The 19,794-nt window shown below is 70.5% G+C and carries 16 protein-coding genes and 6 pseudogenes; 1 reads left to right on the top strand and 21 read right to left on the bottom strand.

Annotated features, from left to right (window positions below; genetic code table 11):
* Positions 1–111: 111 nt before the first annotated feature.
* On the top strand, positions 112–1,098 hold the full coding sequence (locus QQK29_RS06845; protein ID WP_284298931.1) for a pirin family protein: 987 nt from the start codon (positions 112–114) through the stop codon (positions 1,096–1,098).
* A 126-nt stretch (positions 1,099–1,224) separates the two neighbouring features.
* On the opposite strand, the gene QQK29_RS06840 is transcribed toward QQK29_RS06845, so the two are convergent.
* The 21 genes and pseudogenes from QQK29_RS06840 to folE form a co-directional block, all read right to left on the bottom strand.
* Entirely contained in the window at positions 1,225–1,419 is a 195-nt protein-coding gene (locus QQK29_RS06840) for a hypothetical protein (RefSeq protein WP_284298929.1), read from the bottom strand.
* Positions 1,420–1,535: 116 nt separating this feature from the next.
* Positions 1,536–1,670 carry a hypothetical protein gene (locus tag QQK29_RS06835; RefSeq protein WP_284298927.1) on the bottom strand — a complete coding sequence of 45 codons (135 nt, stop codon included), beginning with the start codon at positions 1,668–1,670 and terminating at the stop codon, positions 1,536–1,538.
* Between the two features lie 24 nt (positions 1,671–1,694).
* A complete protein-coding gene (locus tag QQK29_RS06830) occupies positions 1,695–1,895 on the bottom strand; it encodes a hypothetical protein (RefSeq protein ID WP_284298925.1) in 201 nt (66 codons plus the stop codon).
* Complete coding sequence (locus tag QQK29_RS06825) at positions 1,892–4,285, bottom strand: hypothetical protein (protein WP_284298923.1); 2,394 nt, start codon at positions 4,283–4,285, stop codon at positions 1,892–1,894. The genes QQK29_RS06830 and QQK29_RS06825 overlap by 4 nt, the downstream gene beginning before the upstream one ends.
* 128 nt (positions 4,286–4,413) lie before the next feature.
* A pseudogene (lysS, locus tag QQK29_RS06820) lies at positions 4,414–5,903 on the bottom strand (lysine--tRNA ligase).
* A 45-nt stretch (positions 5,904–5,948) separates the two neighbouring features.
* Positions 5,949–6,786 (bottom strand): annotated as a pseudogene (gene panC / locus QQK29_RS06815) (pantoate--beta-alanine ligase).
* 147 nt (positions 6,787–6,933) lie between these two features.
* Positions 6,934–7,635: a Rossmann-like and DUF2520 domain-containing protein gene (locus QQK29_RS06810; protein WP_284298921.1), complete on the bottom strand. Its 702-nt coding sequence runs from the start codon at positions 7,633–7,635 to the stop codon at positions 6,934–6,936.
* Positions 7,632–9,200: a PH domain-containing protein gene (locus QQK29_RS06805; protein WP_284298919.1), complete on the bottom strand. Its 1,569-nt coding sequence runs from the start codon at positions 9,198–9,200 to the stop codon at positions 7,632–7,634. Before QQK29_RS06805 ends, QQK29_RS06810 begins: the two co-directional genes overlap by 4 nt.
* Positions 9,197–9,705, bottom strand: a pseudogene (locus tag QQK29_RS06800) (PH domain-containing protein). The gene QQK29_RS06805 and the pseudogene QQK29_RS06800 overlap by 4 nt, the downstream one beginning before the upstream one ends.
* A gap of 9 nt (positions 9,706–9,714) precedes the next feature.
* Positions 9,715–10,719, bottom strand: coding sequence for a LacI family DNA-binding transcriptional regulator (locus tag QQK29_RS06795; protein ID WP_284298917.1), 1,005 nt, complete (start codon positions 10,717–10,719; stop codon positions 9,715–9,717).
* Positions 10,720–10,741: 22 nt separating this feature from the next.
* Positions 10,742–11,538, bottom strand: a pseudogene (locus QQK29_RS06790) (beta-galactosidase small subunit).
* Positions 11,493–13,751 (bottom strand): glycoside hydrolase family 2 TIM barrel-domain containing protein, encoded by a 2,259-nt coding sequence (locus tag QQK29_RS06785; RefSeq protein ID WP_284298887.1) that lies wholly within the window; start codon positions 13,749–13,751, stop codon positions 11,493–11,495. The pseudogene QQK29_RS06790 and the gene QQK29_RS06785 overlap by 46 nt, the downstream one beginning before the upstream one ends.
* Positions 13,748–14,557: a carbohydrate ABC transporter permease gene (locus QQK29_RS06780; RefSeq protein WP_284298885.1), complete on the bottom strand. Its 810-nt coding sequence runs from the start codon at positions 14,555–14,557 to the stop codon at positions 13,748–13,750. The genes QQK29_RS06785 and QQK29_RS06780 overlap by 4 nt, the downstream gene beginning before the upstream one ends.
* On the bottom strand, positions 14,550–15,467 hold the full coding sequence (locus QQK29_RS06775) for a carbohydrate ABC transporter permease (RefSeq protein WP_284298883.1): 918 nt from the start codon (positions 15,465–15,467) through the stop codon (positions 14,550–14,552). The genes QQK29_RS06780 and QQK29_RS06775 overlap by 8 nt, the downstream gene beginning before the upstream one ends.
* 145 nt (positions 15,468–15,612) lie before the next feature.
* Entirely contained in the window at positions 15,613–16,776 is a 1,164-nt protein-coding gene (locus tag QQK29_RS06770; protein WP_284298881.1) for a type 2 periplasmic-binding domain-containing protein, read from the bottom strand.
* A 296-nt stretch (positions 16,777–17,072) separates the two neighbouring features.
* Positions 17,073–17,540: a DUF3180 family protein gene (locus tag QQK29_RS06765; protein WP_284298879.1), complete on the bottom strand. Its 468-nt coding sequence runs from the start codon at positions 17,538–17,540 to the stop codon at positions 17,073–17,075.
* Positions 17,537–17,695 (bottom strand): hypothetical protein, encoded by a 159-nt coding sequence (locus QQK29_RS06760; protein ID WP_284298877.1) that lies wholly within the window; start codon positions 17,693–17,695, stop codon positions 17,537–17,539. Before QQK29_RS06760 ends, QQK29_RS06765 begins: the two co-directional genes overlap by 4 nt.
* Before the next feature lie 24 nt (positions 17,696–17,719).
* Positions 17,720–18,045, bottom strand: a pseudogene (gene folK, locus QQK29_RS06755) (2-amino-4-hydroxy-6-hydroxymethyldihydropteridine diphosphokinase); the annotation flags it as partial.
* Complete coding sequence (gene folB / locus QQK29_RS06750; protein ID WP_284301917.1) at positions 18,042–18,368, bottom strand: dihydroneopterin aldolase; 327 nt, start codon at positions 18,366–18,368, stop codon at positions 18,042–18,044. The gene folB and the pseudogene folK, both read right to left, overlap by 4 nt.
* Before the next feature lie 177 nt (positions 18,369–18,545).
* Positions 18,546–19,168 (bottom strand): annotated as a pseudogene (gene folP, locus QQK29_RS06745) (dihydropteroate synthase); the annotation flags it as partial.
* Between the two features lie 23 nt (positions 19,169–19,191).
* Entirely contained in the window at positions 19,192–19,794 is a 603-nt protein-coding gene (folE, locus tag QQK29_RS06740) for a GTP cyclohydrolase I FolE (protein ID WP_284298872.1), read from the bottom strand.

The following is a 19,794-nucleotide window of genomic DNA, read 5'->3' as shown; positions in this document are numbered from 1 at the left end:
CCCTCCCGTCCCACCCGCCCCCGTTCGGGCCGCGAGACCGCGCATCCGACGCCGAAACCCACCCGGAGAGCGTCTGATGCGCGGGCTCGCGCGGGCGCGTAGGGTCCTGACATGAGCAACCTCGAGCGCGACCCGCAGGAGGTGGTGGCCGTCACCACCCCGGATACCGCGGGCGTCGAGGTGCTCGGCCCGCGTGAGGTGCCGCTCGGCGGGCCGCGGGCGCTGCTCGTGCGCCGCACCCTGCCGCAGCGGGCGCGCAGCCTCATCGGCGCGTGGTGCTTCGTCGACTCCTACGGCCCCACGCCGGTACCGCGCGCCGGCGTCATGGACACGCCGCCGCATCCGCACACCGGGCTGCAGACCGTCAGCTGGCTCTACGAGGGTCAGATCGAGCACCGCGACTCCACCGGCGCGCACCAGCTCATCGACCCCGGACAGGTGAACCTCATGACGGCGGGGCGCGGCATCCAGCACTCCGAGGTGTCGACGACCGCCGCCGCGACGCTGCACGGCGTGCAGCTGTGGACGGCACTGCCAGAGGCCGACCGCGGCGTCGCGCCGTTCTTCGAGCACCACGTCGCGGATGTCGCCACGCTCGGCGAGGCCACCCTGCGCGTGTTCGTGGGGTCGTGGCTCGGTGTCACCTCGCCCGTCACCGCGTACACGCCCCTCGTGGCGGCCGAGCTGGCGCTGCCGGCCGGCGCGAGCGTCGAGCTGCCCGCCGATGCGGCGTTCGAGTACGGCCTCATCGTCGACCACGAGCCCGCGCGGTTGCAGGGAGTCGACATCCCCGCGCATCACCTCGGTGTCGTGCCGACGGGCGCCGCATCGCTGCGCATCGAGGCCACGGACGGTCCGCTGCGCGTGCTCGTGATCGGCGGGGTACCGCTCGAGGAGCCCATCGTCATGTGGTGGAACTTCGTGGGCCGCAGCCACGACGAGATCGTCGCCTGGCGCGCGCAGTGGCAGCACGAGGTGATCGCGGATGCCGACCCGGGCGGGCGGTTCGGTCGCGTCACGGGGTACGACGGTGGCCCGCTGCCGGCGCCCGAGCTGCCGAACGTGCGGCTGCGTCCGCGGGAACGCAAGGGTGGTTGAGGAGCCGCGAAGCGGCGTCTCGAAACCGCGGGGCCGGGTGACGCTGGGCAGTGACGCTGGTTTCGAGACGCGTCACGCCTCCGGCGCGGCGCACCTCAACCAGCTGCGCCTGCGTCCGGCGCGGCGCTAACCAGCTGAGTTCGCGGAGGCGTCGCGGGTCGACGCGCGGCGGGCGCGCTCCTCGGCTTCGAGCTCGGCGTACACGCGACGCTCGGTGCGGTCGGCCCGCACGATGGCGCGCAGCACGAACCAGAACACGAGCCCGAGCGCGATCGTCGGCACGACCGAGAAGATCGCGTTTCCCCAGAAGTCGGTGGGCATGCCCTCAGCCTACGCGGATACCGCTCAGCGCTGGCTGAACAGTACGACGACCACCACGATCGCCACCATCAGAACGAGCCCGCCGTACATGACGAGCCGCGAGGTGCGGCGATCCATCAGCCGCCCTTCGCGATGATGCCCGCGATGCCCGTGCCGATGAGCCACAGGCCCACCCCGGCCACGACGATCCAGATGATGATGCGGCTCGTCGAGATCTTCGGAGGCGGGTCGCCGGGCAGACGGTCGGGCATGACAGCGAGACTACCCCGCCCGGCTCAGCGGCCCCGCACGACGAGGAAGCGGATGAAGACTCCGGCTCCGGCCAGCACGACGAGCCCGCCGAGACCCGCGAACAGCCAACCGAACGGGAACTCACCAGCCGCCGAGGCATTCTCGGAGCCGCCCGTGGCATCCGGATCACCCGCACCGGAGGCATCCGACCCACCCGACGCGTCGCCGGAATCCGGCTGCGTCACGGGGGCTCCTCCGACTCGGGCTCGTCAGGCGAGGGGTCACCCACGGGCGTCACGATGCCCGAGCCCGATCCGCTCTCGGTGCCCGAGCTCGGCACGGTGCTACCTGGCCCGGGGCCCGCGGGCGCCTGGCCCACGATGAAGTGCCCCACGGTCGACCAGTGCCCGGCGGTGTCGCCGGTGAGCGCGCTGATGCCGAAGCCGCGCACCTGCCAGTAGTAGTGCCCATCGGCAAGCGTCTCGGGGATCGTGAAGGAACCGTCCGCGCACCCGATCGGCAGTTCGTCCTCCGGGTCGACGCCCGCGAAATCCCAGAAGGCGGCGCAGTCCAGCACCGCGTCGACCTCGTCCAGGTCGACGTCGCGCGGGATGCTGCCCGACGAGCCGCCCAGGACGAACAGCAGCACCATCGGGTCGAGCAGCGGCGAGGCGACCTCGGTGTCGAGGCCCCCGTCGGAACCGAGCGTCGGAGCGGATGCGAGCCGCACCTCCCACGCGAAGACCGCGGAGTCGTCGCTCCAGGCGAGCTCGACGGCGTCGCCGTCGACGTAGGCGCCGTCGGCGGGGGTCATGAGTGCGGGGGTCTGCGGGGCGGCCACGTGCAGCAGTCGCAGCTTCTCGCTCCACGGGCCTTGCTTGCTGCCCTCGACCCGGTGATCGAGCACGGCCCGCACCTGCACCACGATCGTGCCCGACGGCAGATCGTCGGGAAGCGCGATCGTCGCACTCGTGGCGGCACCGAGCAGGTAGCGCTCCGAGATGTTGTCGCTCGGGTCGCCGACCTCGCCCGGCCAACGCACCACCACGCGATAGCCGATCGCTCCGGGTACCGAGGTCCAGGACAGGTCGAGTTCATCGCCGACGATGCCGCACAGCATCGAGCACGTGCCGTCGAGCACCGGCGCCCCGAGCACCGTGACCGCTTGCGGCGTCGACCAGGCGCCCTCGTTGCCGAGAGCGTCGACGGCCTGGAGCTGCCAGAACCAGGTGCCCGCGAGGTCGAAGGCCGGAGTCACCGAAGTGACGCTGGTGGTGAAGACAGCGGCGGTGTCGAGTTCGAGCTCCGTCGCGGCGAGACGGTAGCGGTACGACACGGCATCCGGGTTCGCGTCCCACGCGATCGCCGTGGGCACCGCCCAGAGCTCACCCGACGGCGTGAGTCCCGTCGGCACCGCGGGGCCGGTGATGTCGACGACGACCGCCGGCTGGTCGCTCGCGACGCGGGTGTTCCCCACGCCATCGGTCGCGGTGGCGCGAAGGCAGTAGGCACCCGACACCGCCGAGCCGGGCAGGCTCAACGACCAGGTGCCGCCCGTGACGACCGCCGTGCCGCTGAACTGCACTGCTCCGCAGCTGTCGTCGGCGCGCAGCTTGCGGAAGTCGACCGTCACATCCGCGACGCCCGAACCGGTGTCGGATGCGGTGCCCGTGATCGTGCCCGTGCGACCGAGAGCGGCCGTCGGCGCGTCGATCGACACATCGGGGCGGCGCTTGTCGGCCCGCACGGTGATGGTCGCGAGCCCGCCGACGTTGCCGAGCGCATCCGTGGACTGGGCGGTGATGGTGTGCACCGAGTTGTTGGTCCACGAGGTGGGCGCCGGCATGCCGTAGCCGATCAGGGTGCCGCCGGGCCCACCCGCGACGGTCACGCCGTCGACGCGAAGGTCCCACGTCTGGATGAGTGCCTCGTCCGAGGTGGCCATGATCGTGAACGGCAGTTCCGGGTTCACCCAGGCGCCGTCGCTCGGCATGGTGAGGGCCACGGTGGGGCCGGTGCGGTCGATCACGAAGTTGCGCGTGGCGGTGGTCGAGTTCCCGAAGGAGTCGACCGACCGCACCCGCAGCTGATGCGAACCGGATGACAGCGCCGAGGTGTCGACCAGGTACGGGGGCGCTCCGACGACGGGCACCTCGCCGTCGTCGTCGACGGCGATCCAGCTCGAGACGCCATCGTCGCTCGTGAAGTCCACCGACACGGAGTCGCGCACCGCCTCGTTCTCCGCCGGGGAGGTGATCACGACATCCGGGCCGTCGCCGTCGACGCTGAAGGTGACCGAACTGCTCGTGCCCCCTCCGCTGAACGCGAAGGTGTACGTCCTCGAGACTCCGGGGTTGGACATCCCGAGACTGATCTGGTCGCCGCTCCACAGGGGGAACGGTGTCGGCATCCCGCCGTTCACAGAAAGCGTGTAGGGCACCGAGGGGTCGGTGACGTAGCCCAGGACGGCGATGTAGTCCGTGGGGCCGAACACCGTGCCGTTGGCAGGGGCGGTGATGACGATCTCGGGGGCATCGGCGGCCACGGCGGGCGACGCCACGAGCAGCGAGGACGCCACGACGGCGAGAGCTCCCAGAGCAGCGACGGTACGGCGAAGCAGGGCAGGCGTGTTCATGGGGCCTCTTCGGGTGAGGGAGCCGTGGGTTCGGCAGAGGTCGGAGCCCGGGTAAGGAAAGCTCCGGTCCACACGCTAACGTTCGACCGCCCGACGCACCTCCCCCATCCGGGGCGCGCGGGCCGCCGCTACTTCACGAGCGGGAAGAGGATCGTCTCGCGGATGCCGAGGCCCGTGATCGCCATCAGCAGCCGGTCGATTCCCATGCCCATACCGCCCATGGGCGGCATGCCGTGCTCCATCGCCGTGAGGAAGTCCTCGTCGAGCCGCATGGCCTCATCGTCGCCGCGCGCGGCGAGCTTGGCCTGCTCCACGAAGCGCTCCCGCTGGATCACGGGGTCGACGAGCTCGGAGTAGCCCGTCGCGAGCTCGAAACCGCGCACGTAGAGATCCCACTTCTCCACGACGCCCGGCGCACCCGGCTTGTCGCGCACGAGCGGGGAGGTGTCGACGGGGAAGTCCATGACGAAGGTCGGGTGCGCCAGATCGCCCTTCACGAAGTGCTCCCAGAGCTCCTCGACGTACTTGCCGTGGGTGGGCAGCTTCACCTCGACACCCTCGCGTTCGGCCAGCGAGGCGAGTTCCTCGAGAGGCGTCGCCGGCGTGATCGCGACGCCCGCGGCATCCGAGAGCGAGTCGTACATCGAGATGCGCGCCCACTCGCCGCCCAGATCGAACTCGGTGCCGTCGGCCCACGTCACCACGTGCGACCCCGACACGGCCATCGCGGCGTTCTGGATGAGTTCCTGCGTGAGGTCGGCGATCGTCGTGTAGTCGCCGTAGGCCTGGTAAGCCTCGAGCATCGCGAACTCGGGGCTGTGGGTGGAGTCGGCACCCTCGTTGCGGAAGTTGCGGTTGATCTCGAACACGTGGTCGATGCCGCCGACCGCCGCGCGCTTGAGGAAGAGCTCGGGGGCGATGCGCAGGTACAGCTCGGTGTCGAACGCGTTCGAGTGGGTCACGAACGGGCGGGCCGCTGCTCCCCGTGCATCGTCTGCAGCATGGGCGTCTCGACCTCGACGAAGCCGTGGGATGCGAAGGTCGCCCGCAGCGACGCCACCGTCTTGGCACGCGCGAGCACCGTGGCGCGCGCCTGCTCGCGCGCAATGAGGTCGAGGTAGCGCTGCCGCACGCGCGTCTCCTCGCTCAGTTCGGAGTGCAGGTTCGGAAGCGGCAGCACGGCCTTCGACGCCATCCGCCACTCGCGCGCGAGGATCGAGAGCTCTCCGCGGCGCGATGAGATCACCTCGCCCGCGACGAACACGTGGTCGCCGAGGTCGACGAGCTCCTTCCACCGCTGCAACGACTCCTCGCCCACCTCGGCGAGCGACACCATCGCCTGGATGCGCGATCCGTCACCGGACTGCAGCGCCGCGAAGCACAGCTTGCCGGTGTTGCGCAGGTGCACGACGCGGCCGGCGACGCCGACCTCGACGCCCGTGGTGGCATCCGCCTCGAGCTCGCCGAAGCGCTCACGCAGCTCGGGGATCGTGGCCGTGATCGGCAGCCGCACGGGGTAGGCCTCGGCCCCTTCGGCGATGAGCCGCTCGCGCTTGGCGAGACGCACGGCCTTCTGCTCGGCGATCTCGTCGCCGGTCAGTTCGGGGTGGTCTCGGATGCGGTGGGCTCGGTCACGTTCTCGGTTCCGGTCGGTGTCGTGGAGTCAGGGCAGGGTCAGGGTGTCGTTGTCGATGAGGCGCGTCGACCCCAGTCGCGCCGCGACGATCGCGCGCGCGGGGCCGTGGTGGCCGCCGTCGACCGGCTCGAAGGTGCGCGGGTCGACCACTTCAAGGTAGTCGACCGTGACGAGCGGCTCCTGAGCGAGCACCTCGCGCGCGGCCGCGCGTGCCGCATCCGCACCCCGCGGGGCGGCGGATGCTGCTGCCGCGAGCGCGCGGTGCAACACGGGGGCGGCGGCGCGATCCGCGGGGAGAGGTAGCGGTTGCGGCTCGAGAGCGCGAGGCCGTCGGGCTCACGCACCGTCGGCACCGGCTCGATGCGGGTGTCGAGGTCGAGATCGAGCACCATGCGCTGCACGAGCCAGAGCTGCTGCGCGTCTTTCTGACCGAAGAGGGCGAAGTCGGGGCGCACGATGCCGAGCAGCTTCGCCACGACCGTCAGCATCCCATCGAAGTGACCCGGGCGGTGCGCCCCTCGAAGAGCTCGGAGACGCCGCCGCCATGCAGGGTGATGCGCGGGTCGCCATCGGGATACATCTCGGCGACCGACGGCGCGAAGACGACGTCGACGCCCCGGTCGGTGAGGGTCGCGACGTCGGCGGCGAGGTCGCGCGGGTAGCGGTCGAGATCCTCGGAGGGGCCGAACTGCAGCGGGTTGACGAACACCGAGACGACGACCGTCTCGGCGAGTTCGGTGGCCCGCTGCACGAGCGCGAGGTGGCCGTCGTGCAGGGCGCCCATCGTCGGAACGAGGGCCACGTGGCGACCGTCGAGCCGTGCACGGAGTTCGGCGATCGTCGTCACGACCTGGGGCTGGGTCACGGATGACAAGGCTAGTCGGTGCAGGGAGAGCACCTGGCGCGACGCTGATTTCGAGACGCGGCTACGCCGCTCCTCAATCAGCTGAGCATGCGCCTCCGCTCATCAGCGGGTCGAGGAGCGCCGCAGGCGCGTCTCGAAACCCCTCCGTCAGAGCGAATCGGGCTCGTCCGGCACCGCCGCGAGGGCGTTCTCGACGGCCGAGCGGATGAGGGGGCCCAGCAAGCGGGTCGGCCGCTCGACGCCCGCCTCCCGCAGCGATGCGGCGAACTCCGACACGGCATCCGTCGCGAAATCGCGCGCGGCCGCCATCACCTCGCCGTAGCGCGCCCGCGCGGCCTCAGCCACGACGACCGGCTCGGCACCGAGCTCCACGACGAGCGCCTGGGCGATCGGCAGTACGGGCGCCGGAGCCGTCACCGCGCACCAGGTCTCGTGCAGGCGCGCGAGGTCGATGCTGGTTCCCGTGAAGGTCATCGCCGGGTGGATCGCGAGCGGTATCGCCCCCGCTGCGGTCGCGGGCTGCAGCACGCCCGTGCCGTGGCCGGGCGCCGTGTGCACGACGAGTTGACCCGGCTGCCACGCGCCCACCGCCGCGAGTCCCGATACGAGCCCGGGCAGTTCCGCATCCGGCACCGCGATGAGCACGAGCTCGCTGCGCTCGACGAGCTCGGGCACCGCCAGCACCGGAACGCCGGGCAGCAGGGCGTCCGCGCGTTCGCGCCCCGCATCCGACACCGTCGCGATGCCGACCACCGCGTGCCCCGCTCCCCCGAGCGCCGCACCCAACACGGGGCCGACATGTCCCGCTCCGATTACGCCGACGCCGAGACGCCCGTCGCGTGGGGTCACGCGGAACCCCAGCGGTGCGACCGGTCGGCGCGGATGGCGACCGCACCGGCCGCCGCCGCGTCACGGAACAGGGCGGATGCGTCGCGCACGTCGAGCGCACCGACGCTCGCGGTGACGGGCCCGTTCACGGTGTGCAGCCGCACCTTCGCGAGGCGCAGCAGCCGCTCGATCGGACCCTGGTGGGCGGCGACGCTCTGCGTGCGCGCCGTCGGCACGACCGTGAGCGAGCGCCAGACGGCACCTCGGCGCAGGATCACGGCATCCGGATTCAGCATGAACCCGTTGCGCCGCCACGAGAACCAGCGCAGAACGGCGCCGCGGCGCGGGGATGTCGTGAAGCCGTCGTCGGCGCGCGCGGGGGCGAGGCCGCCCTCGATGAGCATGCGCGTCTCGTCGGTCACGAGACTCGGCAGCACGAGCTCGAGCACCTTGAGCACCTCGGCACGCGAGCCGACCGGCAGGAGCGTCGTGCTCTGCTGGGCCGCCGCCCCTCCCGCGCTCGACTGGGAGGCGAGGTTGACGCGCACGGTCCACCAGTCGAAGGGGCGCCAGAGCAGTTCCTGCGTGATCTCGACGGCATGGATGCGGCCGGGCGGGATCGTCTCGTTGGTGGTCGACAGCAGGCCGAAGCCGACGCGCACCCCGTCGGGGGTCGCCGCGATCGAGTAGCGCAGCGACTTGAGCACGCGGTTCACGAGGTAGGAGCCGAGGCCGAAGACGGTCGGGATCAGTCCGAAGAACGCCCAGCCGCCCGCGCCGCCGACGCTGATGGCCACGAGCACGCCGACCACGATGGCGACGAACATGAGCGTGCCCGAGCTGAGCGCGGTCGACCCGATGAGCCGTCCGGCGTTCATGGTGACGACCGATTGCGGTGGCGCGAGGTTCGGGTCGAGCTCGGGGGCGGTGAACTCGGCGAGGCGCGCCCGGGCGACCTCAGCGAGGTTCGCGCGCACGGCATCCGAGGTTGCGATCTCGGGGCCGTCCGCGGCCGCGGCCGCTTCCGCTGCGGCGACCGCATCCGCCGCCTCCCGCGCCCGGATACCCGAGGCCCGCGCGAGGATCTCGGCGCGCAGTCCGTCGGCGTTGGCACTCGAGAGGTAGGCGAGCTGCACATTGGCGTCGGAGCCGGCCGCACTGATCTCGAGCCGCGCGGCCCCGAAGATGCGTGCGAAGAGCGAGCGCGCGATGTTGATGCCCTGGATGCGGTCGAGGCGCGCCTTGCGGTGCGAACGGAACAGCACGCCCGAGCGCACCTCGACGACCTCACCGGTCACGCGGAAGGTGTGCATGCGCCACGACAGCCAGAACAGCCCGATCACGATGAGGATCACGACCACGATGCCGAGCAGGGCGAGCAGCAGGTAGCGCTCGAGGATGATCGAGATCGGGTCTTCCTGGCAGACCCCGGGCGGGCACTCGACGCCCGGGATGAGCCACTCCACGAGGCGCTCCCGAAGGTTGGCGACGACGATGCCGAGGATCGCGATGAGCGCGATCCCGCCGCGCAGCAGCGGAGTGGCCGGATGGAGCCGGTGCCACTCGCCGTCGGCGAGCTCGGTCACAGTCCCGCCCGGCGGGTCTCGGCGAGCGCCACGAGGTGATCGCGCAGTTCTTCGGCGTCGGCGAGGGGAGCCCCGGGATGACCACGCCGGTCGCTGCCGCCGCAGTCACGAGCTTGAGTTCGGCAAGTCCCAGCGCGCGCGCGAGCGGCCCGCGCGTGATGTCCACGAGCTGCATGCGCCCGAACGGCACGGCCACGAAGCGCTGGAACATGATGCCGCGCCGGAACAGCAGATCGTCCTCGCGCAGCAGGTAGCCGATCGACCGCACGCGCCGCGGGGTGAGGGCGACGAGCACGAGCGACACGACCCCGACGCCGACGGTCAGCAGCCACCACCACGGACCCCAGCCGAACAGCCACACGGGAAGCGAGGACCCAAGGGTCGCGATGACGCCGGTGATGAGGTTGCCGACCAGGTCGACCACGATGTACTTGGGCGACACGCGGCGCCACTCACCGGTCACGGGTTCGAGGCGCGCGGATGCGGCGGGGGCGTCGTCAGTCACGGCACCACGCTACCCGGCGGCGGATGGCCGCGGCGGCGCCACCGATTCGCGGATGACGAGCCGCGTGGGCAACAGCACCTCCTGCGGGGGCGCCCCGGCCAGCGACTCCTTCGCCACGCGAAGCGCCTCACGCCCGAGCAGGTCCCAGTCCTGCGCGATGGTCGTGAGCGGCGGAGAGAAGTCGGCCGCCTCCTCGATGTCGTCGAAGCCCACGATCGAGACGTCGTGCGGGATCCGCAGCCCCGCCTCGCCGAGGGCGCGGTAGGCACCGAGCGCCATCTGATCGTTGGCCGAGAAGATCGCCGTCGGATACTCCTCGGGCGGGGTCGTCTCGAGCAGCCGCCGCACCGCCCGGTAGCCGGATCGTGCGGTCCAATCGCCCGAGAGCGGCGCGGGAACGGGCCGCTCCTCCCGCTCGAGCAGCCCTCGCCAGACCTCCTCGCGGCGGGCGGCGAAGAACGATCCGGGAGCTCCCGCGATGTGGTGCACCGTGCGATGCCCCGCATCCAGCAGGTGCCGTACGGCCGCCGTCGTGCCGCCGGTCTGGTCGGAGTCGAGCGCCGAGACCTCGGGGGTGCTCTGGGGTCCCACGAGGATGGCGGGCACGCCGGTCGGGAACTGCACCTTGCTGTCGTACTCGATCTGCGAGGTCACGATGAGCACGAGCACGTCGACCGCCATCTCCTCGAGACGCGTGAAGGCGCCGCTCGTGGCGAGCCCCGTCGCGGCGGCGATCGGCATGAGCGTCGTGGCGTAGCCCTTGAGGGCCGCGTACTCCGACACGGCCTCGACCGTGCGGCGCGTTCCGACCGCGTGCAGGCCCTGGTAGACGATGCCGATCGTCTTGAACGACCCGCGACGCATGGCACGCGCGGCGAGGTTCGGTCGGTAGCCGAGGTCGCGCATCACGCCGAGCACGCGGTCGCGGGTATCGGCGTTGACGTTCGGTTCGCCGTTGGCGACCCGGGAGACGGTCTGCAAGGAGAGACCCGCCACCCGCGCGACGTCCCGCATGGAAGGACGCCGCGTTTCCATGTCAGACCCCCGTGAAAGTGAACGTGAAGCGCAGCACGCCCGCACGCGGCAGCCGGTATGCGGGCAGTGTACGCGCTCCCCAGGAGTCGTCGCCGCCGACACCCCGCCGCATGAGCGCGGGGCGCAGCACGGTGCGGTGGCTCGGCGGCAGCTCGTTCGGATGCGCGGCCGCCTCGATCTGGTCGGGCGTCCACGGCAGCGCCGAGAACTCCATGCCGCTCTCGGCATCGAACCGCAGCCCGGCGCCCCGGTCATCGGTCACCTCCGCCCAGCGCACGCCGGTGCGGCTGCCCGCCTCCTGCGGTCGCAGGTAGGGGTGAGCGCCGTGCGCACGTCCGTCTCGTACACGCCCAGCCGCGCGCCCGCGCACCTGTCGACGTAGCTCTCTTCCGGGCCGTCGCCGTACCACCGCCAGCGGTCGAGGCGGTCGGCGGTCGTGAGCAGAGTGCCGAACTCCGGCAGCTCGGGCAGCCCGTCGATGAGCTCCATCGTCTGGGTCACCTCGACCCGACCCGACGCGTCCACCCGGTACGCGAGCTCGCACACCGCGGCCGGCTGGATGGGCAGCGCATAGCGATACACCGCGGTCATACTGCCGTCGTCTCCCACCGACACCACCGGGTCGCTCGCATCCGGCGGCGCCGTCCGGTAGCGACTCGCCAGCAGCCAGGCGCCGTCTTCGACGGGCCCGCCCCATCCGCGCTCGTTGGCGGTCGGCGCATGCCAGAAGTTGGGGCGCACCACGCCGCGGATCAGTTCGCGGCCGCCGTCGGCGCCCTCTCCGTAGCGGTACGACACGAGACCGCCGTGCAGGCGGGAGAACAGCGCGTGGAAGTGCGCGCCGTGCACGCCCGTGTTGTGGATGCCCCGCACGAGCCGGAGCGGCTCGGCGCCCACGCGGGCGGGTGGCGCCCAGGCGCCGAAGACCCCTGGCCCCACGCGGCCTCGTGTCCCGCATCCGCCCACGAGGTCGCCTCGCGCAGCCGGAACGAGACCTCGACCGCGTACTCGCCCGCCGCATCCGGAACCGTGACGGGCAGCGGATGCGTCGCGCGCTCGCCCGGGGCGACGTCGGTGGGCACGGTGGTCGTCTCGAGCACCTCGCCCTCCCGCGAGAGCGTGACCCGGCACTCGTACTCCGACGATCGCGTGGCGAGCAGCCGACTCTCGACGGTGAACGCGTCACGCTCGACGGTGACGACGAGCCCCTGGTAGAGCTTCGCCACCTCCTGCGCCTTCGGCGACGGCGTGTGGTCGGCGAAGAAGATGCCGTCACCGCAGAAGTCGCCGTCGTTCGGTGCATCGCCGCAGTCGCCGCCGTAGCCGAAGTAGCTGCGACCATCCGGGTCGACGAGGGCGATCGCCTGATCCGAGAAGTCCCAGATGAAGGCGCCCTGGAATCGCGGCTCGCGATAGGCGAGGTCGAGGTACTCGTCGACGGCGCCGAAGGAGTTGCCCATCGCGTGCGCGTACTCGCACAGGATCAGGGGCTTGCCCGGATGCTCGGCGAGGTACGCCGGGAGCTCGCGGGCCGGCGTGTACATGCGGCTCAGCACGTCGCTCGTCTCGGGATGGCGCGGGTCCCAGTCGACGCCCTCGTAGTGCACGGGCCGGGTGTCGTGGGCGCGGAACCAGTCCGCGACCGCGAGGATGCCGGTGCCCCCGTACGACTCGTTGCCGCACGACCACATGACGACGCTCGGGTGGTTCTTGTCGCGCTCGAGCATGCTCGCGGCGCGGTCGAGCAGCGCGGGCACCCACTCGGCCCGGTCGCCGGGGAACGCCTCGTCGTCGCCCGCGCCGAGGTAGCGCAGGCGGTCCCACATGCCGTGGGTCTCGAGGTTCATCTCGTCGATCACGAGGAAGCCGTAGCGGTCGGCGAGCTCGTAGAAGAAGGAGTTGTTGGGGTAGTGGCTCGTGCGGATCGCGTTGACGTTGATGCGCTTGAGGGCCCGCAGATCCTCCTCAGTCTGCTCGCGCGTCATGACGCGACCCTCGAGCCCGAACTCGTGACGGTTCACTCCGTGGAACACGACCCGCCGCCCGTTGAGGGTCAGCAGCCCGTCGTCGATCGCGAACCGCCGGATGCCCACCTGCTGCGGCACGACCTCGGTCACCTCGCCCGCGGCATCCCGCACCTCGATGAGCAGCTCGTAGAGGAAGGGGCGCTCGGGGCTCCACAGCTCTGGTTCCTCGACGCGCACGACGAGGGCGCCGTCGTCGGCAGACAGGAGCTCGCCCACGCCCTCGAGCCGCGCGCTCACCGTGCCCTCGCCCCGCAGCGCGACAGCGAGGCGCACCTCCGCGCTCGCGGTGTCGTCGGCGAGTGCGGTCGTGACCCGCAGGTCCTCGGCGTGCACGGCGGGCCGCCGGCGCAGCACGACGTCGCGGAACAGCCCCGAGAAGCGGTACATGTCCTGGTCTTCGAGCCACGAGCCGGAGCTCCACTTGATCACCTGGGCGGCGAGCACGTTCTCGCCCGCGACGAGCGCATCCGTCACGTCGAACTCGGAGGGCGTGAAGCTGTCGGTGGCGTAGCCGATGTACACGCCGTTGCACCACACGGCGATCGCGCTCTCGGCGCCCTCGAAGACGATCGACACGGTCTCGCCTGCTTCGAGGGGCTGCTCGAGCGCGAAGGTGCGGCGATACGACGCCACCGGGTTGAAGAGCGTCGGGATCTGTCCCGGCTCGACCTGCTCGTGGCCGTCCCAGGGGTACTGCACGTTGACGTACTGCGGACGGTCGTAGCCCTGCAGCTGGATGTGCGCGGGAACCGGGATCTCATCCCACCCCGACGCGTCGAAGTCGGGCGACGCGAAACCCTCGACGGTGTCGGCGGGGCTCGGCGCGTAGTGGAACTTCCACCTGCCGCTCAGCAGCTGCTCGAAGGAGCTCGTGCCGGATGCCGCCTCCACGCCGTCACGGAACCAGCGATGGTCGGAGTGGGCCGGCATCCGGTTCTCGGAGACGACCCGGGGGTCGGCGATGCGGGTGAGGTCGAGGGTCACTTGATGGCTCCCGTGATGCCGTTGGCGAACTGACGTTGGAGGATGAGGAAGACGACGACGGTCGGAAGCGATGCCAGCAGCACGGCGAGCATGAGCACGCCGTAGTCGGTGACGTAGCCGGCGCTCAGGTTGACGATGAGCATCGGCATCGTCTGCACCTCGTTCTTGATGAGGATGACGCGCGGCCACAGGTAGTTGTTCCACGCCGTCATGAAGGTGATGACGCCGGCAGCCGCGAAGGTCGCGCGCATCGTGGGGATGTAGATCCGGGCGTAGATCGAGAGCTCGTTCAGACCGTCGACGCGCGCCGCCTCGAGGATCTCGGTGGGGAACGCACGGGAGGACTGCCGGAACAGCAGGATCAGCAGCGGCGTCGAGATCGCCGGCACGATGACCGCGAAGAGCGAGTTCACGAGCCCGAGCTTCGCGAACACCTGGAACAGCGGGATCATCGTGGCCGCGAACGGGATCATCATGGCGAGCAGCAGCACCGCCATGAGCACGTCCTTGCCCCGCGAGTGGTACACCTCGAAGCCGTAGCCGGCGATCGAGCAGATGACGAGCGCGAGCACCGTGGTGCCGAGCGCGATCGCGGCCGAGCTGCCCATCGCGCGCAGCACATCCTGCGCCTGGAAAAGCTTCACGAAGTTCTCGAACAGCGCGCCGCCCGGCAGCAGCCGTGACGAGAGCACGTCCTGGCTCGTGTTGGTGGCCGAGACGAGCATGAAGTAGAGCGGGAACAGGGAGAAGACCGTCCAGATCCCGAGGAAGGCGTAGCCGGGCACCTCCCGCAGCTTCTTAATCACGCTCGTCTCCGATCCGCAGCTGGATGAAGGCGAGTACGGCGACGAGGATCAGGATCACGTACGAGACCGCCGCGCCGTAGCCGAAGTTGGGGTTCCTCTGGAACGAGATCTCGTAGAGGTAGTGCGACATCGTCATCGAGGCATGCGCGGGGCCGCCCTGGGTGAGGGCCCACGACTCGTCGAAGAGCTGCAGGGTGCCGTTGGTCGACATGATCGCGGTGAGCAGGATGATGGGGCGCAGCTGCGGCACCGTCACGCGCCAGAAGACCTGGAGGCTGTTGGCACCGTCCATGCGGGCCGCCTCGATCGTCGAGCGGTCGATGTTCTGCAGCCCGGCCAGGAAGAAGATCATGTTGAAGCCGGTCCAGCGCCACAGCAGGCCCAGGATGATGACGGCGCGCGCCGTGGTCGGGTCGCCGAGCCAGTTGACGGGCTCCACGCCAAAGGCTCCGAGGAAGTCGTTGACGAAGCCGTCGGTCGCGAACATGGTGCGGAACACGAGGGAGTAGGCCACGAGCGACATCGCACACGGCAGGAAGATCGCGGTGCGCCAGAAGGCTCGACCGCGCAGGCGCGGGCTGTTGAGCAGGTTGGCGAGCGCCAGGGCGATCAGCAGCATGATCGGCACCTGGATCAGCAGATAGATGAAGGTGTTGCCGAGCGTCTGCTTGAAGATCTCGTCGCCGAGCAGCCGCTGGTAGTTGTACCAGAGCGGGTCGGCCCAATCGAGCCGGGTGCCGCGGCCGGTCTGCAGCGACAGGATGAGCGCCTGGATCATCGGCACGAAGCTGATGAGCACGATCAGCACGGCAGCCGGCAGCAGGAACCCCCAGCCGGTGAGGTTGTGGCGCCGGTCGGTTCCGAGCCGTCTCCGGTCGCCGCGCGGTTTCGTCGCGGTCAGTGCACTCATGTGGCACCTCGTTCTGTGGGGTCGAAAGGATGTCGGGTGGCGGCCCGCGGTCGGCGTACAGCGGGCGGCGCTGCCGTCCGCTGTCGCGCAGCTGGTGGGGGCGGGTACACACGGGGGCGGCGCCCAGCCGCCCCCGTGTGTACGGCTAGCCCATGGCGAATTCGACCGCGGACTGCGCCTCGTCGAGCGCGGATGCCATGTCGGTTCCGCTGATGATCTTCGTGATCGCCGTGCTCACCGCATCCCGCGCCTCGTAGTAGTACACGCCCGTGTTGTTGCTCGGCACGGAGGCGCCGAACGTCACGACGTCGGCGTAGACCGCCTGACCGCCGAAGAAGTCGACGGGCTGCGCGTAGACGTCGCTGTCGCCTGCCGGGATCCAGTTCGCGACCGCACCCGAGGAGGGCAGGATCGTGTCGTAGAGCTCGGTCGAGCCGGCGAAGGTCGACTTCAGGAAGTCGCTCGCGAGGTCGACGTCGGCGTTCGAGCTGATGGCCCACGAGGAGCCGCCGTTGGCCGAGAAGTTGGTCGCGCCCGAGACGCCGTCGAGCTTGGGCAGGTTGGTGACCGCCCAGTTGCCGGCTTGGTCGGTCGCGGTCTGCAGCGAGCCCGAGATCCAGACGCCGTTGATGGTGCCGGCGACGGAACCGTTCACGAAGGTGCCGATGTACTCATCCCACGAGTTGACCTCGGTGAAGACGCCCGCGTTCACGAGGTCGACGTAGGTGTCGATCGACGCCTCGAGCGCCTTGTTGTCGGCGATCGTGGGGTTGCCGTCGGCGTCGAAGAGGCTCGCGCCCGCCGACTGCAGCATCATCATGATCGTGTCGGAGGAGCCCGCCTGGCCCGACAGCAGCGGCTTGCCGGTCTTGGCGAGCACGTCCTTCGCCTTGGTGACGAAGTCATCCCAGGTGATGTCGGTGAAGTCATCGATCGTGTAGCCGGCCTCGGCGAGCACGTCGGTGCGGTAGGCACCGATCGCGGTGCCCGAGTCGAACGGCACGCCGTAGTTCACGCCGTCAACGGTCGAGTAGTCGACGACCGACTGCGGGAACTCGGAGAAGTCGGCGGCGTCGGTCGCTTCGCTGAACAGGTCGGGGTAGTTGATGACGTTCTTCTGGAACGCGTTGTTCTGCACGAGGAAGATGTCGGGCAGCTCGCCGAACTCCTGTGACTGCGCGAGGGTCGTGAGCTTGGTCTGCAGGTCGTCCCAGGGGTCTCGACGATGTCGAGCGAGAAGTCGGGGTGGTCCTTCTGGTAGATCTTCTCGGCTTCCTGCATCGCGTAGATGTTGAAGGCCGGGTCCCACGCCCAGACGGTGAGGGTGTTGTCGTCGCTTCCGCCGTCGCCGCCGGAGTCCCCGAGCATCCGGCCAGCATGAGCGCGACCGGCATGGTGAGGGCGACGGCCGCGGTTGCGATCTTCGTCGTTCGCTTCACAGCAAGATCCTTCCTTGGTGGAGGGATGCCTCGAACGCGACGCTGCGTCCTCGCTGTGTGCTCGTCCTCGAGCATCCCAGAGGGGTGATTGTGGTGCGATGGTGACGTTAACATGTGAACGTCACCATCTGCAACGGTTTTCGGCAAAAGCCTGGTCAGGCGGGTGTTAGGCGGGCGCCCCGGTCGACGGGTTCTCGTCGTCGTCGGGCGGCACGATGCACAGCGACTCCGCCACCAGACCACCGACGAGACCCAGCACCGAGGCGATCAGCATCGCGAGCATCCGCCACAGCGCCTCCGAGGCGCTCACCGGACGCACGAGCAGCTCGGCGATCATGCCGGCGGCCGCACCCGTGAGCAGGGCGCCCGCCGCGGCGCACGCCTTCGCGAGCAGCACGACGCGCGTCGCGTAGAACGGGTCCACCCGTCGGCGCACCTTGCCACGCGTCGCCCGCCTGATGGGAACGGCGAGCGCCACCACGATCACGGCGATGAGCACGAGGGTGATCGCGAGCGTGAACTCGGGCAGCAGCTTCTGCACGCCGAGGGCGCCGAGGGCGAGCTGCACGAGAAACCCGCCCACCGCGCCGACCGCGGCCAGCACGACGAGCAACGACGCCCGGGTGCGTGTCACGCCGCTCCCCCGCCGAGTTCGTGCCCGGCATCGAGCGCGTCGAGCAGCTCGTCGACCCGCCCCCTGCCGGGCAGCTCCGCGTGCGGATCGGCCGTGAGCCACGGGCGCAGCACGAAGTCACGCTCGTGGGCCCGCGGATGCGGCAGCGTCAACACGGGATCGTCCTGCTGAAGATCGCCGTAGACGATGAGGTCGAGATCGAGCGTGCGATCCCCCAGCGCTCCGTGCGCACGCGGCCGTGCGCATCCTCGAGCGCACGCAACACGGCGTGCAACTCGTGCGGGGCGAGGGAGGTGCGGATGACGGCCACCGTGTTGAGGTACGGCGGCGCCTCGCGGTCCACCCCATAGGGGCGCACCGCCGGTGTCTCGATGGGCGGCGCGAGCGTCACGAGCTCGATGCCCTCGGTCGCGGCGAGGCCAGCGGCGGCGGCCTGGATCGTGGCGGCGCGATCGCCGAGATTCGCGCCGAACGCGACGACGGCCGGAGTGAGGTCGCTGCTCATGCGCGGTCCCGTCGCAGGGTGACCGCGACATCCGCGAACGGCACCTCGATGGGCGCGTTCGGTTTGTGCACGGTCACGTCGACCGAGTCGACCCGTTCGTAGGAGAGGGCGATGCCCGCGACGCGGTCGGCCACCGTCTCGATGAGGTCGACGGGGTCGGATTCGACGGCCTTCACCACGCGGTTGGCGAGCTCGCCGTAGTCGACGGTTGCGGCGAGCGCGTCGCCCTCGGCGGCGGGCGCGAGCGAGAGGTGCAGCACGACGTCGACGATGAACAGCTGGCCCTCGACCCGCTCGTGCGGCAGCACGCCGTGGTAGCCCATCGCGCGCAGCCCGGTCAGGGCGATCTCATCGCGAGCGTTCATGGCGTCCTCTCGGGTTCCAATGCTCCTCCACATCCAGTGCCAGTCTCGTCGCTGCCACGTCGTGCACGCGAACCCCCAGGCTCCTGCGGCCGCCGCGAGCGCGCTGATCGTGGCGGTGGGGGCGTCGCGTTTGCCGAGCGGGGCGTTGTCGGGCAGGAGCCGCCCGATGAATCGCTTGCGCGAAGCTCCGATCAGCACGGGGGCGAGAGGCGTGAGCTCGCGGAGGGCGTGCAGCAGCTGCCAATTGTGCTCGGCCGACTTCGCGAAGCCGAGGCCCGGGTCGATGATGAGCTGCTCGCGGCGCACCCCCTGACGAGCAGTTCGGCGAGCCGGGCCTTGAGCTCGGCGCGCACCTCCGCCACCACGTCGTCGTACCGCGGCTCGACGTCGACGCCACCGCGCCAGTGCATGACCACGAAGTGCACGCCGGTCTCGGCCGCCACCACCGCCATCTGCGGGTCGTGAAGCGCGCCCGAGACGTCGTTGATCATGGTCGCGCCGGCCTCGACCGCCGCACGCGCCGTGGCCGAGTTGCGGGTGTCGATCGACACCGGTATGCCGGCGTCGCTGAGCGCTCGGATCACCGGCAGCACGCGGTGCTGCTCCTCGTCGGGGTCGATCGCGATCGAGCCCGGCCTCGTCGACTCGCCGCCCACGTCGATCCAGTCGGCGCCGGCGTCGCGCATCCGCGCGGCATGCGCCACGGCGTCGTCGAGGCGCTGCCACCGACCGCCGTCGCTGAACGAGTCGGGCGTCACGTTGAGCACACCGAGGATCGCGGTCACAGCACCTCCGAAGCCTCTGCGGCATCCGCTCCACGCCCGATGAGCGCGAGCACGCCCGCGCGATTCGCGGGCTCGGCGAGGGTGCCGCGGCTCGCGACCGTGACCGTCGTGGAGGATGCCTGGCGCGTGCCACGCGCGGTGACGCATCCGTGCTGGGCATCGAGCACCACGAGCACGCCCCGCGGGGCGAGCCCCTCCTCGAGCGTGTCGGCGATCTGCTCGCCGAGCCGCTCCTGCAGCTGAGGGCGCGAGCTGAGCGTCTCGACCACGCGCGCGAGCTTGCCGAGGCCGACGATGCGCTCGTTCGGCACATACGCGAGGTGGGCGACGCCCGTGAAGGGCAGCAGGTGGTGCTCGCAGGTCGAGCGGAACGCGATGTCGCGCACGAGCACGAGCTCACCCGCGCTGTGCTCGTCGGCGAAGTCGGTCGATGCCGCCAGGTGTGCGAGCGGATCCTCGTCGATGCCGGCGAACAGCTCGGCGTACGACGCGGCGATCCGCTGCGGGGTGCGCGCGAGTCCGGGGCGCGCCGGGTCTTCGCCGATCGCACGCAGCAATTCGACGACGGCCGCCTCGATGCGTCCCGAGTCGATGGGCAC

The sequence above is a fragment of the Homoserinibacter gongjuensis genome (genome assembly GCF_030161875.1).
Taxonomy (GTDB): domain Bacteria; phylum Actinomycetota; class Actinomycetes; order Actinomycetales; family Microbacteriaceae; genus Homoserinibacter; species Homoserinibacter gongjuensis.
This window is presented reverse-complemented; position numbering and strand designations above follow the sequence as displayed.

Excerpts from the sequence above, each read along its gene's own strand:
- QQK29_RS06775 (WP_284298883.1), bottom strand. The coding sequence starts at position 15,467 with ATGAGTGCACTGACCGCGACGAAACCGCGCGGCGACCGGAGACGGCTC.
- QQK29_RS06845 (WP_284298931.1), top strand. The coding sequence starts at position 112 with ATGAGCAACCTCGAGCGCGACCCGCAGGAGGTGGTGGCCGTCACCACC.
- QQK29_RS06835 (WP_284298927.1), bottom strand. The coding sequence starts at position 1,670 with ATGCCCGACCGTCTGCCCGGCGACCCGCCTCCGAAGATCTCGACGAGC.
- QQK29_RS06825 (WP_284298923.1), bottom strand. The coding sequence starts at position 4,285 with ATGAACACGCCTGCCCTGCTTCGCCGTACCGTCGCTGCTCTGGGAGCT.
- QQK29_RS06795 (WP_284298917.1), bottom strand. The coding sequence starts at position 10,719 with ATGCGGGACGTCGCGCGGGTGGCGGGTCTCTCCTTGCAGACCGTCTCC.
- folB (WP_284301917.1), bottom strand. The coding sequence starts at position 18,368 with ATGGGCTACCACGGCGTGCTGCCGCACGAGCGGGTCGAGGGCCAGCTG.
- QQK29_RS06840 (WP_284298929.1), bottom strand. The coding sequence starts at position 1,419 with ATGCCCACCGACTTCTGGGGAAACGCGATCTTCTCGGTCGTGCCGACG.